Source organism: Yersinia sp. 2466 StPb PI (assembly GCF_041538325.1).
GTDB lineage: Bacteria > Pseudomonadota > Gammaproteobacteria > Enterobacterales > Enterobacteriaceae > Yersinia > Yersinia enterocolitica_E.
This window is the reverse complement of sequence record NZ_JAULSL010000001.1, coordinates 1,512,822-1,526,367: the sequence shown is the minus strand read 5'-3', so window position 1 is coordinate 1,526,367 and position 13,546 is coordinate 1,512,822. Positions and strand designations below refer to the sequence as shown.

The window sequence follows — 13,546 nt, the reverse complement described above, 5'->3', positions numbered from 1 at the left end:
GTTCACTCACCCGAATCGCATATTTGCGTAAGTTCATCGGGATTATGAGCCTCTGATGAGGCTCACCCTGCGGGCCAGTGCAAGTGCTGTTCAACATGGTTTACAACCCATTTGTCGTTCGCTTGCTGCCTACCTGCAACTCCAATTTCTTTGGGTATCGGTTCAACGAAATTAAATAGTCCCGCACACTTTTTCGGTCAAATCCGGCGGGAACTGCATTGCCAGCATGAGATGTTGCACCATACTGCGTTTACGCTCGGTATTGGTATTGGTAATAACCCAGTATGGCGTACCTGGGACATGTTTGGGTTTGGTGTGCGTCCCGTTTTGCAACAATGTCTGTTGGTCACCGGCAAAATAAACCCGGGTGCGACCATGTAATGATTCAGTCGCCTCGGTAAACGCCTGTGCATCCAGCGTGTAAAGTGTGGATAACACCAACATAAAGCGGTTAACCGCCCTATTTTGCTCTGCATACTCATCGGACAACAGCAATTCACGCACTGCACGAACCCGATCTCGTGGTGCTGGAGCTGTAGCCGCTTTCACCGCATCAGTGCTGGCAGGGATACTGGGTACCGGCTGACCGGCCGTAAACTTCAGCATACGTCGTAAAATATCAGACGCGCTCTCGCCAATGTGCTGCGTATGGCTGGCAATATAGCGATAAAGTTCTTCGTCGAGTTCAATAGTTTTCATCTTTATCCAGTACGGGTTTCTACTTTCTTATACATATCTTAGGATTATAAAGTCAAAGTGCGCTGACGAGTACCTTTATAATGGCTTTATCGGGATAAATGGCCCACCCCACCCACAGCAACTCAATAATCTACATATGACTGATGATAAGGCAAATAATTGTGTAACAGCACACCTTTGTTCAGCCATGATATCCTAACCACATTATCTCTCAGTATGAACGTCGCTATGAAATTAAACTTCCGCTTACAAAACGCGCTTTCTGCCACACCTTCCCTGCCAATCATGCTGATTCATGGGCTATTTGGTAATCTGGATAACCTGGGTGTTTTGGCCCGTGACTTGCAAAGAGATCATACCGTGGTTCAGGTTGATATGCGTGACCATGGTTTATCACCCCGCTCACCGCAAGTGGATTACCCTGCAATGGCGCAGGATGTGCTGGAGCTGCTCGACCACCTCGCAATAGAGAAAGCCATTATCATCGGCCATTCGATGGGGGGTAAAGTGGCAATGGCACTGACAGCAATTGCTCCTCATCGTATTGCAAAGCTGGTCGCTATTGATGTCGCCCCGGTTAACTATCAAGTACGCCGCCACGACACTATCTTTACTGCCCTCAATGCTGTGAGTACTGCGGGTATAACCCAGCGACAAGAAGCCGCTCAATTGATGCGTGAGTCGATAAAAGAAGAAGGGGTCATTCAGTTCTTATTGAAATCATTCCACAACGGCGAATGGCGGTTTAATGTGCCCGCACTCTGGGATCAATACGAAAATATTGTCGGCTGGCAGCCTATTCCACCGTGGCCGCACCCAATCCTCTTTATTCGCGGTGAGCTGTCGCCATATATTCAAGATAGCCATCGTGATGATATTGCCCGCCAATTCCCGCAAGCCCGTGCCTATGTGGTCGCAGGGACTGGCCACTGGGTACATGCGGAAAAGCCGGATTCTGTCTTGCGGGCTATCCACCGCTTTATTGATGAAAACAGCATCGATGAAAAAGAGGCTGAATAAAAAAAGTACAGTGCACGATGGGGATTGATTAAAAATCATCCCCTGGGGAAAAAAAATGTATTTCCTGTGGAAAAATTGTGCAAAAAAGAACGAATTAGCACAATCTAATCACAGTAAAGCATTGTCGTTGCTCAGTTGGCTGGGGTATTATGGCGCGCTCTAATTTTGCTGCGGACTTCGGTCGCTGTTCACAGATCGTAACCGGTGCAAATGCAAATTCAGGCTGCTGGTATATAGGTTATTCAATGCGCTCAAGCTATGTTCTCAACCTGAAACATGTAAACCGAATCGTCAGACAAGGCTTCGTTACGCTTTCTGATGTAAATCCCTTGTAGTACTGCTACCTATGGCAAAAGAACAAACGGATCGCACGACGCTGGATCTGTTCGCAGATGAACGCCGTCCGGGGCGTCCGAAAACAAATCCATTATCCCGTGATGAGCAGCTTAGAATTAATAAGCGAAATCAACTACGGCGCGATAAAGTGCGTGGCTTACGACGCGTGGAACTGAAGATTAATGCCGATGCCGTCGATGCTCTCAACAGCCTTGCAGAGCAGCGTAACATCAGCCGTAGTGAGCTGATTGAACAAATGTTGCTGGCTCAATTAGCCCATTCACAAGAAGGGTTTTAACCCTATCGGTTACCACGACGGCGTGGCGTAATCACTTACGCTACGCCGTTTTTACTTTACCCCGCTCATACTGAAGTCACCGGGCTGTTAGCGGTTTTTAGAATGTTTCCCAGTTTGCGTTGTTATCCACTCTCGCGCTGGCAGGTGCTGCGGTTAATGGATTTGCCCGTGTTTTCACTGCCGGTTTTACTCGTTCGTCATCTGCCTTTAGTTTAAACACGGCCACCGCCCGGTTTAACTGAGTGGCCTGCTCTTCTAGCGAGGCCGCAGCACGGGAAGCTTGCTGTACTAACGCGGCATTTTGCTGTGTCACACTGTCCATTTCTGCCACCGCTTGTCCGACCTGGCTAATACCTTTGCTCTGTTCATCAGATGCAGAAGCTATCTCACCCATTAAATCGGTCACATTGGTGATGGAACGAACAATTTCATCCATAGTAATACCAGCACTTTCCACCAAGGCCGAACCACTACTGACACGGCTAACCGACTCATTAATCAAGCCATCAATCTCCTTCGCGGCCTGTGCACTGCGTTGTGCAAGATTACGCACCTCGCTGGCAACCACAGCAAAGCCACGACCTTGTTCACCGGCACGGGCAGCTTCAACGGCTGCATTCAGTGCCAAAATGTTAGTCTGAAAAGCAATGCTGTTAATTACCGTCGTGATATCGGCTATTTTCCGCGAACTGGCTGAAATCTCATTCATGGTGTTAACCACATCTGCTACCAATATTCCGCCCTTTTTCGCGGTGGCAGAGGCATTCGCCGCCAGTTGACTGGCATGGTGTGCATTATCAGCATTGTGTTTTACGGTTGCGGTTAACTGCTCCATGCTAGCCGCTGTTTCTTCAAGCGCCGCAGCTTGCTGCTCAGTGCGGGATGACAAATCGGTGTTACCGGCTGAAATCTCGGCTGCACCATGATAGATCCCATCGGTGCTACTACGAATTGCCTGAACAGTATTCACCAAACTGGTTTGTACATCACGCAGCAGCGGGAATAACCGCCCAACACAGTTGCGACCAAAATCAGCAATAGGCAGACCAAGCTGACCAGAAGCAATCACGCGAAAATGCTCGCGAATATCGTCCAGTGGGCGCACCAGGTTGGCAACCAGATAGCGATCTGTTGCCAGTAAAATCACCAGACCGGCGATCAGCGCTGAGATAAGGGTAATGCTGCTCACTTTGGTCAAATGAGAGAATTGATCTTTAGCCACCCCGATAGCTTTTGATGCCGCCTGATTAAACTTTTCAGCCACTGAACCATACTGGCGACTCAATGCAGGTACCGTTTTTTTCGCTAAATCCTGATAAGCGGCGCTGTTATTGTCCATTGCAGCTTGATACAGCGGCGTAACCCCTTGTTCAATTAACCCACTCCATCCATCAATCACGCCGCTAACCAAAGCGGAGTCTAACTGTGCATGGTCAATAGTTTTAAATTCTGCCAACTTTTGTTTCAGGTTTTCCAATGCAACATGGGATGATTTCAATTCTTTGTCAGCATCCACGATATTACCGCTCTGGCGGTAATCTACTGAACGAGACAGACGTGTCACCATACGGAAATATTGATCCGTCCCCTGATTAACCAAATTCATATTTTCAACCAACACAGTATTCGCGTTGGAGGATTGTGTCAGTTGGTTGAGTGATAACAAGGTATAGGCCGATACACCGCCCCAGAGCAGACAAAATGCGCCAAGTACCCAAAGCAATGCCGCCCTGATAGTAATATTTTTTAAAAACTGCATGTTCGTTCCCCTTATATATCGGATAGTTATCGTTAGAGACTCTGGTGTTATTTGATGACCGAAAAGCAATAAAGGACGTTCATACAGCTAACGACAACTCCTTTGCCGGCAGACCTTCATCTGACGGGTTTCCCCCTGGCACCGCAAATTGCAACTATTCAGTTACACAACGGTTATCGGCAATGGCGTTATAAGGTTGAGCGACTCACAAAAATTTAATATCGCATAAACTTGATAAAAGCCTGATGGGGTTCTCTGGCATTATGTCGCCCTATACATGTGTTATAATATTGGGCAGAACGCTCAGTAATTTGCATAACTATTTGAATTTAAAAGGTATTTAGCTATATGGCAACTGTAGGCATTTTCTTTGGCAGCGATACTGGCAATACTGAAAACATTGCCAAGATGATCCAAAAGCAACTGGGCAAAGATGTTGCTGAGGTTCACGACATTGCCAAAAGCAGTAAAGAAGATTTAGAAGGCTTCGATATTTTGCTGATTGGGATCCCAACCTGGTATTACGGCGAAGCGCAGTGTGATTGGGATGATTTCTTCCCAACACTGGAAGAGATCGATTTCAATGGCAAGTTGGTGGCGCTGTTTGGTTGTGGTGACCAGGAAGACTACGCAGAATATTTCTGTGATGCGATGGGTACCGTGCGCGACATCATTGAGCCACGTGGTGCCGCAATCGTGGGCCATTGGCCAACCGCGGGCTACCATTTTGAAGCGTCCAAAGGTCTGGCGGATGACGACCACTTTATTGGTCTGGCAATTGATGAAGACCGTCAGCCAGAACTTACCAATGAGCGGGTTGAGGCATGGGTAAAACAGATTACTGAAGAACTGAGCCTGTCTGAGATAGTGGGTTAATCAAGCCTGTCGGAAACGCTATGGTCGTGTTCAACACTGCCGGGCGTTTCCGTTGCCTTTTATCCTTTTGAGCTGTGCTTTTTGTCATAACGTTGTTTTCTCTCTCTTTAGCTCCCATCCATGGTGAACAGCGCGTCCGGCTATCCGATTGTGCTTTGTTAAGCGGCCCACATATCCACATCTTCCTGCGCGCAAAATGAAAATAAACTGCTACAAATTTGTAACTTTATCCCTCGTCACTGTACACTTAAATGATGTGTTATCCCCATTCATCAATACACTGCATGATTAATCTTACAAAGTGTGCAATTATATCTTTGTTAACAACCACGGTTTTCATTTGGGGCTAGCAGTTCTATAATGAGACGCAATTGTAATTATTGCGCCACGGATGTCATAGGCTGAACAGCCTTAATTTGAAACGATAGTAACAGGACTGAATCCGCATGACTGACAACAACAAAGCCTTAAAAAACGCAGGCCTTAAAGTAACACTGCCCCGGCTTAAAATTCTGGAAGTGTTGCAAGATCCGGCGTGCCACCACGTCAGCGCGGAAGATCTTTATAAAAAGCTGATCGATATTGGTGAAGAGATTGGTTTAGCCACGGTTTACCGCGTACTGAACCAGTTTGATGATGCCGGTATTGTTACCCGCCACAATTTCGAAGGCGGTAAATCAGTCTTTGAGCTGACGCAGCAGCATCATCATGATCACTTGATTTGCCTGGATTGCGGCAAAGTGATTGAGTTTAGCAATGAATCCATTGAATCGCTTCAACGTGAAATTTCTAAACAGCATGGTATCAAGCTGACCAATCACAGTCTGTATCTGTACGGCCATTGTGAGACCGGTGATTGCCGTGAAAACGAGTCGGCACACGATAAAAGATAATGTGCTTTGAAAGCATTATCTTATAAAGATTTTAAGCACTGAATACACTACGGCTTATGTTTAATCCAGATTGATAGGTTCTACTGTTTGGTTAACATAAGCTATCAGCAAGATGGCCACCTTTCCCGTTCTATACCTGAGTATCTCTCGGTTGGGAGTCAGGTGGTCGTTCTTATTTATGTCCTTGATATTTATCCCCTTGGTACTGAAAGCCACTAGAGTATTAGCGATGTTCTGGGTTCGTTCGCCTGCTAGCTATCTGCAACACCAATAACATTGGGTATCTATCCCGTTATTGATCTTTCCTGAGTGACAAATTCACTGTTTATCGCCCCCATTTATTGACTCTCCCCCTTTTAGCGAGCTGCATCAATTTTACAGCAAAAAAAACCCCGGACCTGCCGGGGGAAAAACCATCAACTCAACTTCACTTAAATTTGTTTAGCCAAAAAATAAAGCAAACAGGAGATAACATTAGACACAGCTCGATACTACCAATTTTCAGACTTTAACCGACTCAGCACGGCTACTACGCTTACCGTCTGGGCTGGTGGAGCGGATCATCACCTCGCCACTCACGGTAGGTTTTGCCTTCGCATCATACTTCTGCCACTGCTTACCGCCATCAGTTGAATACTCGATAATCAGGCCCGGCAGTGAGATATTGGCTTCCAACTGCCCCGCCACAACCCGAGCACCGGGGACAGGCAGGCGATATGACACACCGGCTTTATCCAGTTTTGCCAGTTCACGTTGGCCCATGATGTTGGCAAAACGTTGCCAATCGATGTCCAACGCCTTGGTATCGACGCTATGCGTCTGGCCACCTTGATATTCGCGGCCCGCTTTGTAATCTTGCTCCCACGAAGCGCGATGCCAGGCACGCTCGGCCAATGGCAACATCCGCGGGAAGATCATGTATTCCATCTGCTCATCAGTGCGGACGGTTTCATTCCATGACTGACCCGAGATGCCATGTACACCCGGCCAAGGTTTATCGCTTTTCGCGCTAAAGTGATTACCATCGCGGTCCACTGAGGTCTCGGCATTCTGCGGCATGTTATCTGGTGCGAAGCTGAATACTTTCGCTTCGTCATTAAAGCGGGTTGCCCAGTAGTAACCGCGTTCATTCGGATTAACTTCATATGGCATATCGAAGTAGACATAATCTGGATTTGACGCGACCACTTCATAACCTTTATTGGCCCAATCATTGATTGAGTCAGCACCACCCCAATAGAGGGTATCCCAGAAGTTGACACCAACGCGTTTAGTGGCAAACGCTTTGGCGTCTTTGGCGTCTTTCAACCCATCCTGCCAAGCCTGCATCTTCTCGATGCCGTGAGCATTAACCAACTTACTGACTTCAATGGCAAAATAGCTGGAAAGATGTTCAACATCCTGCACCTTGCCTTGTTTGACCATATCCTGACAAACTTGTGATTTGGCCCAAGGTTTATCTTCAACACTCTTATCAATAATGCCTTTACCCGCTTCAATCGGCCCGTTTTTGTCCTGATAACCCGCACCCAAACGGATATTTTTCGCTTCATCGCCACCAAAGTGCCAGGTAGTCAGTGGCATACCGGCTTCTTTATGCATCTGCGCCATTTCGCCAATCACTTTATCGACAAACCGCTTAGAAGAGTCGAGGCATGGGTTGAGATAGCTTTTACGCTCATAGAACTGAACTGACGTGGTATTGGAATCATCAGTCGGGTCAAGCAGACGGAATTCGTTAGCTTCTTTTTCTTTGCCCTGTTTCATTAGATTGTTATAACGGGCTTCCATCGACACTACGGCTGCACGGGCGTGTGCTGGCACATCGATTTCAGGGATCACATCAATCTGGCGTGCTTTGGCATATTTCAGAATCTCAATATAATCATCACGAGTGAAATGGCCGCTACCCATATTATTGCTGTCTGGGCCAGAACCCAATTGCGGCAGCAAGCAGGTATTCTCCGTCAAATCGTGACAACGTTTGCTACCAACATCGGTCAATTCGGGCAAGCCTGGGATTTCAATACGCCAGCCTTCATCATCACTTAGATGGAAGTGGAATTTGTTCAGCTTATAAGCTGACATCTGATCAAGTAAGCGCAGCACTGCATCTTTGGTTTTAAAATTACGGCCAACATCGAGGAACACACCCCGGTATTCAAAACGTGGCGCATCTTTCGCCTCAAGAGTGGCAATAGTCTTAGTGCCGTCAGTCGGAACCAACGATAGAATGGATTGCAGGCCATAGAACACGCCGCTCGGATCAAAACCAATAACCTGTGCCCCTTTCTCGCCAATTTTCAGCTCGTAAGCACCGGAAACCGCTAAGTCACCTTTAAACGCGGCAGGTTGAATCACAGTTTTTATCGGGAAACCGGCTGAATTGGCCTTCAGACCCAGTAATTCGAAGCGCTGCTGAGCTGCCTCTGCGGCAGCTTTAGGCAATACACTCAGATCCAGCGCAACCCCGTGACTCAGATCCACATCCTGTTTATAGAGCTTAATCTCCATAGGCGTAGGGATTATTTGCCCACGCAAGTTAGCCACAGATAACGTTTTTACCGCTTCGTTTTTAACAAAGCGTGATTCCGGCGTCATCAGCACATTATTGTCATCTTTGGTGCGTTTCCACTGATCGCCAGTAAACTGTGTCAGATACTCATTGATATCTTCGGTATCGGTATTTTTTAGTACTTTGGGTTTAGCATCGCCAGCAGTGGCATACCAGCGCGGCATAAAGTCAGTGGCAAACAACTGCCAGTATTCGCCAGTAATAGGGATTTCAACCGCTTGATTGGCGGGGAATCCGGTGAATTTGGCGGTAGGTTCAATTTTATGCAAATCGCCCGTCAGATGCGTAATTTTAAACTGGCTATTATCGACGGTCAGAATCTGGCGGATACTATGGAAATAAATAGCCCAGTCTTGGCCGACTATCTCATCCCCGGTATTGGTCAGAGTAATCATGACTTTATTACATGATGCCCAGTCGGCACCCAGTTTGGCGCAATCAACGCCATTTTCAGCAGCACGGTTATCCAACAATTTATAATTAACTTTCAATGTGCTGAGTTGATCAACAAGTTGTTGATTACGGGTATCAGCATTGGCATATCCCATCAAGCCAAAGGTTGCGGTTATCGCCGCTAAAGCATTTAATTTGAATTTATTCATCACTAACCTCATCCGTAATTAATAACTGCTGCCAAAACGGCTATTGACAGTATTGCTGCTGGCAGCGTTATTGTTAGCTCAATTGCCGTTATTCTGGTCACTTTTATCAGGACTATTATTTATCTGGGTTATTATTACTGCGTATTTCTTGCCACAGCTTCCCGCATTGCGCGTCATAGGCCTGACCATTACCGGTATGTGCAGCATCAATGCAACGCTGGTAATCCAATACTCGAACGGTCTCTTTCTCAGTAAAAGCCTGATGCGCTTTCTCTTGTTTCAGCACATCTAGCACCGCCTTGCAGGGGATCAATCTTTCTGGCGAACCTTCGCTGGCATTGATGCACGCGCTGTAGGCTTGTTTGAGTTTGCTATCTTCCGGTTGAACTGGGGTTTGTGGTGCGCAGGCACTTAATCCCAATACTGTGGTAATAATAAAAAGCATTTTCTTCATGGCGGGTGCTCCATTATGTCCCCGGGTTGGTTACCGGGGATGGCAATCAAAAAGTGGTCAACATCAGAAGATGGTAAAGGGTGCAATCACGATGAATTTAACGTCTTTTTCATCCTGGAATACGTTGCCAAAACCGCCGCCAAAGCTTGGAATATTGGTGTGGTTGTCATACATGGTGTAATGCAGTTTGAAGAGCGTGCCTTTCGCCCGGCCTTCTTGCAGAGTGTAGAGAACATCAAAGTTCCAAGCAGATTCTTTCAGACGCGTATTCTGGTCATAAATTGGGTTAGTACTTGGTTTTGCATCCCAGCCATACGCATAGGAGGTTCCCACTGACCAACCCGCAAGATTCCAGTTTTTCAGGTCATACATCACGCCACCAAACAGCGCTTTTTCGCCGTTGGCGTTGAAATCAGAGCGGGAATCCCACCAAACATCCAAACGGCCATTAGAGGTCGCATAGCCTGGCGTCATACGTTGCAGGAAGTAACCTTGGTTACCGTCAGCTTTGGCCCAGGTACCTTCAAGACGCAAGTCAAATGGCCCGGTGGTGTAGCCCAATGTCAGCGCTTGTAGCCAGGCTAATCCGTCATAGACGTCGTTTACATTGCTGGCACCACCATCAACTTTATCTTTTGCGCCGTAGAACTGATAAGAGGTACGAAGATCATTGCCAGCCACCGGGAAGGCGTAAGAAGCCTTGGCGAAATACTGGTCCATGTAATCTTTTGCCTGGCCAAATGCCGCTTCCATCACCAGTTTGTTTTTGAAATCGTATTTAGCACCGATTGAGTGCAGGTAACTTACGCCGGTCTTGCCATCAGCCTGGCGGAAGTTGTACATATTCTGATACCAAGGTGCTTTATATTCATCAGTCCACATGTAAGACATGGACAAGGCACCGGCAGTATCAAAATCAAATTTGGCGCCACCTTCAGCCCCACGGTAGGTCCCTGGCATAAAGCTCCAGTGTGGTGCGAGCAGTGTCTGACCCGTTGGCTGGATATAACCACCCCGCGCCCAGAAATCACCTAGCTTAAATTTGGCCGCGGCTTTATAAACACTGACGCCACTCTTATCACCGGTCCATTTCTCATCCCAACGGGTTTTAGCGTCACTGAAACCAATTTCGTTTGGCGCTGCCGGGCCACTGTTGGTCATTTCAACTGCGCCGAAAGCAGCCAAGTCAATACCAAACATGTCAGCCGCATAACCGGAAGAGAAATCCAGATTGGCGTTAAAGGTAGAATGGTGCAAGTTGGCGACATATTTGCCGTACTCCGCACTCCCTGGCGTTAAATCTTTACGGTCACGCTGACGCTGCCAATAATAAATCCCACCGGTCAGTGACGAATCATCAATAAAGCCTTTAGCCTTGGCCTCTGGGGCTACCATGAACCCCGTTCCTAACAATGCACCCGCGACTGCGAGCGCCAGCGTTTTACGTTTAGCACCGTGCGTAACCATATGAAAAAATTCCTCTTTGACATCACATTTAAAGTGCGTTGCCTGTGTCCACCACAGCTCACAGGTTTAGCCTCAAAAAAACCCTAGTGGGTAAAATTTTTGCTGAGGAGAAATAACCACCAGCCATTACTGCTAAAAAACTTCTGTTGCGAAAAACAACCGCTCTGTAGATTGCTGCTGCCACACAGACTATTTTTCGCGACGCGAATTATCAATTAAAAATAACGCTAATTATTCAAAGTATGACAACGAGCACATAACTGTGAAAAAATATTACAGAGTTCACAAAAGCTTTAAAAACAATGAATAACGTCATATTCTTAATTATAAATCTTCTCTCATTGACATATTGAATGGTTTCAGCCGATGCAATAAAGCCTGCGTTTTCTCTCCATGAAATAGGGATTTCTCCTCAGTTAATTCGTAAAGCGAATATTTAAGAAAGACTTACAGACAGCCGCTTTGTTGCTAAAAAAAGGAGCAATATGTCGACATTGACCAGGGGATAAAACGCAGAAGTGGAAAAGAGAAAGGGAGTTATTAGTGTTTAGTACAATAAACAATTTCAGTTTTATTTCTAATAAACCGAGTGTGCAACCAGACAACGCACAGCTATCTGGATGAACTTACGCAGTCATGTGATTTGGGTGAATACCCGTTGTTAACATCAAATTTGCAGGAAATCAGGGCATAAAAAAAGCGTGGACTAAGCCACGCCAATTCTACTGTTCTGAGTGAGAACTAAAACTTAACTGGTCGCTTTTGCCGCCCAAGTATCACGCAAACCGACAGTACGGTTAAATACCAAGGCATCAGGGCGTGAATAGCGGCTATCGGCACAGAAATAACCTTCACGTTCAAATTGATAGGTTAGCTCTGGAACCGCATCAACCAAACCTGGTTCAACAAAACCCTGACGGATAATCAACGACTCAGGATTGATGGTAGACAAGAAGTCTTCCGCCGCCGCAGGGTTTGGTACGCTAAACAGACGGTCATACAGGCGAATTTCTGCCGGCAATGCATGCTTAACAGAAACCCAATGAATAACGCCTTTAACTTTGCGGCCATCGGCTGGATCTTTGTTTAAGGTTTCTGCGTCATAACTGCAATAAAGCGTAGTCACATTGCCTTCTGTGTCCTTTTCGACACGTTCAGCTTTGATAACATAGGCATTACGTAAGCGCACTTCTTTGCCTAGCACCAAACGCTTGTACTGTTTATTGGCTTCTTCACGGAAGTCGGCGCGATCGATATAAAGCTCGCTATCGAAAGGAACCTGACGCGTGCCCATCTCCGGGTTATTCGGGTGATTTGGCATAGTCAGCCACTCTTCCCCGGCCACACGATTTTCAATAATCACCTTGATTGGGTCAAGAACCGCCATGGCCCGTGGGGCATTTTCGTTGAGATCATCACGGATACAAGACTCCAGTGACATCATTTCAACGTTGTTATCCTGCTTGGTCACCCCAATACGGCGGCAGAACTCCCGGATGGAAGCCGCGGTGTAGCCACGGCGACGCAAACCAGAAATCGTTGGCATACGTGGATCATCCCAGCCTTCCACGACTTTCTCGGTCACCAATTGATTCAGCTTACGCTTAGACATAATGGCGTATTCTAGATTCAGGCGAGAGAATTCATACTGACGCGGATGACATTCGATAGAGATATTATCCAGCACCCAATCATATAAGCGGCGGTTATCCTGGAATTCCAGCGTACAGAGTGAATGGGTGATCCCTTCAATCGCATCAGAAATACAATGGGTAAAGTCATACATCGGGTAGATGCACCACTTGTTACCAGACTGATGGTGTTCGGCAAACTTAATACGATACAGCACCGGGTCACGCATCACGATAAACGGTGACGCCATATCGATTTTGGCACGCAGACACGCAGTTCCCTCAGCAAAACCACCAGCACGCATCTTTTCAAACAGCGCCAGATTCTCTTCCACACTGCGATCACGGTACGGGCTATTTTTCCCCGGCGCAGTCAGTGTGCCGCGATATTCGCGCATCTGCTCAGCGGTTAACTCATCGACATACGCCAGGCCCTTATTAATCAGCTCGACAGCGTACTGGTACAGTTGGTCGAAATAGTCTGAGGAGTAACGCACATCACCGCTCCAGGTGAAGCCTAGCCACTCTACATCGTGTTTAATCGACTCGACGAACTCGACGTCTTCTTTCACCGGGTTGGTGTCGTCGAAACGCAAATTACACTGACCCTGATAATCTTGTGCGATGCCAAAGTTCAGGCAGATAGATTTGGCATGACCAATATGCAGGTAGCCATTTGGCTCTGGCGGAAAGCGGGTATGAACCGACGTGTGTTTACCGCTGGCTAAATCTTCGTCAATTATCTGACGGATAAAATTACTCGGGCGGGCTTCTGCCTCACTCATTGTTCTATTCCTCAATGCAAACGCAACAAATATAACCGCATATAATCCAACAAGCCCGACTTGGAAACAACCGTTTGTTACAGGAAATAAAACAAAAAAACGGGAAGAGATTGCTCTCTTCCCGCTGATTTGATTAAAACTCAGTCCGGTC

Annotated in this window: 10 protein-coding genes; 4 read left to right on the top strand and 6 right to left on the bottom strand. The window is 46.9% G+C overall.

Going from position 1 to position 13,546, the window contains the following annotated elements; all coding sequences use genetic code 11:
• Window positions 1–171 precede the first annotated feature (171 nt).
• Window positions 172–699, bottom strand: coding sequence for a replication initiation negative regulator SeqA (gene seqA, locus Q2T72_RS06840; protein WP_083159628.1), 528 nt, complete (start codon window positions 697–699; stop codon window positions 172–174).
• A 228-nt stretch (window positions 700–927) separates the two neighbouring features.
• On the opposite strand from seqA, the gene ybfF reads away from it, so the two are divergent.
• Both ybfF and ybfE read left to right on the top strand, forming a co-directional pair.
• Window positions 928–1,719, top strand: coding sequence for an esterase (gene ybfF / locus Q2T72_RS06835; RefSeq protein WP_372568860.1), 792 nt, complete (start codon window positions 928–930; stop codon window positions 1,717–1,719).
• Window positions 1,720–2,065: 346 nt separating this feature from the next.
• Window positions 2,066–2,353 (top strand): LexA regulated protein, encoded by a 288-nt coding sequence (gene ybfE / locus Q2T72_RS06830; RefSeq protein ID WP_005163374.1) that lies wholly within the window; start codon window positions 2,066–2,068, stop codon window positions 2,351–2,353.
• 97 nt (window positions 2,354–2,450) lie between these two features.
• Here the strand turns inward: ybfE and Q2T72_RS06825 are convergent, their stop codons facing one another.
• Window positions 2,451–4,112, bottom strand: coding sequence for a methyl-accepting chemotaxis protein (locus Q2T72_RS06825; protein WP_083159632.1), 1,662 nt, complete (start codon window positions 4,110–4,112; stop codon window positions 2,451–2,453).
• Window positions 4,113–4,460: 348 nt separating this feature from the next.
• Here Q2T72_RS06825 and fldA point away from each other — a divergent pair, with 348 nt between their 5' ends.
• Window positions 4,461–4,988 (top strand): flavodoxin FldA, encoded by a 528-nt coding sequence (gene fldA / locus Q2T72_RS06820; RefSeq protein WP_083159633.1) that lies wholly within the window; start codon window positions 4,461–4,463, stop codon window positions 4,986–4,988.
• A 446-nt stretch (window positions 4,989–5,434) separates the two neighbouring features.
• A complete protein-coding gene (gene fur / locus Q2T72_RS06815; protein ID WP_083159634.1) occupies window positions 5,435–5,881 on the top strand; it encodes a ferric iron uptake transcriptional regulator in 447 nt (148 codons plus the stop codon).
• A gap of 501 nt (window positions 5,882–6,382) precedes the next feature.
• On the opposite strand, the gene Q2T72_RS06810 is transcribed toward fur, so the two are convergent.
• The 4 genes from Q2T72_RS06810 to glnS form a co-directional block, all read right to left on the bottom strand.
• Entirely contained in the window at window positions 6,383–9,058 is a 2,676-nt protein-coding gene (locus Q2T72_RS06810) for a beta-N-acetylhexosaminidase (protein ID WP_083159635.1), read from the bottom strand.
• 115 nt (window positions 9,059–9,173) lie between these two features.
• Complete coding sequence (gene chiQ / locus Q2T72_RS06805; protein WP_083159636.1) at window positions 9,174–9,512, bottom strand: ChiQ/YbfN family lipoprotein; 339 nt, start codon at window positions 9,510–9,512, stop codon at window positions 9,174–9,176.
• A gap of 63 nt (window positions 9,513–9,575) precedes the next feature.
• Window positions 9,576–10,979, bottom strand: a complete 1,404-nt coding sequence (locus Q2T72_RS06800) for an OprD family outer membrane porin (protein ID WP_083159637.1) — start codon at window positions 10,977–10,979, stop codon at window positions 9,576–9,578.
• 748 nt (window positions 10,980–11,727) lie between these two features.
• Window positions 11,728–13,395: a glutamine--tRNA ligase gene (glnS, locus tag Q2T72_RS06795; protein ID WP_372568859.1), complete on the bottom strand. Its 1,668-nt coding sequence runs from the start codon at window positions 13,393–13,395 to the stop codon at window positions 11,728–11,730.
• Between the last annotated feature and the right edge of the window lie 151 nt (window positions 13,396–13,546).

Bases quoted from the DNA above. Each gene is read 5' to 3' on its own strand.
- seqA (WP_083159628.1), bottom strand. From the start codon at position 699: ATGAAAACTATTGAACTCGACGAAGAACTTTATCGCTATATTGCCAGC.
- ybfF (WP_372568860.1), top strand. From the start codon at position 928: ATGAAATTAAACTTCCGCTTACAAAACGCGCTTTCTGCCACACCTTCC.
- ybfE (WP_005163374.1), top strand. From the start codon at position 2,066: ATGGCAAAAGAACAAACGGATCGCACGACGCTGGATCTGTTCGCAGAT.
- Q2T72_RS06825 (WP_083159632.1), bottom strand. From the start codon at position 4,112: ATGCAGTTTTTAAAAAATATTACTATCAGGGCGGCATTGCTTTGGGTA.
- fldA (WP_083159633.1), top strand. From the start codon at position 4,461: ATGGCAACTGTAGGCATTTTCTTTGGCAGCGATACTGGCAATACTGAA.
- fur (WP_083159634.1), top strand. From the start codon at position 5,435: ATGACTGACAACAACAAAGCCTTAAAAAACGCAGGCCTTAAAGTAACA.
- Q2T72_RS06810 (WP_083159635.1), bottom strand. From the start codon at position 9,058: ATGAATAAATTCAAATTAAATGCTTTAGCGGCGATAACCGCAACCTTT.
- chiQ (WP_083159636.1), bottom strand. From the start codon at position 9,512: ATGAAGAAAATGCTTTTTATTATTACCACAGTATTGGGATTAAGTGCC.
- Q2T72_RS06800 (WP_083159637.1), bottom strand. From the start codon at position 10,979: ATGGTTACGCACGGTGCTAAACGTAAAACGCTGGCGCTCGCAGTCGCG.
- glnS (WP_372568859.1), bottom strand. From the start codon at position 13,395: ATGAGTGAGGCAGAAGCCCGCCCGAGTAATTTTATCCGTCAGATAATT.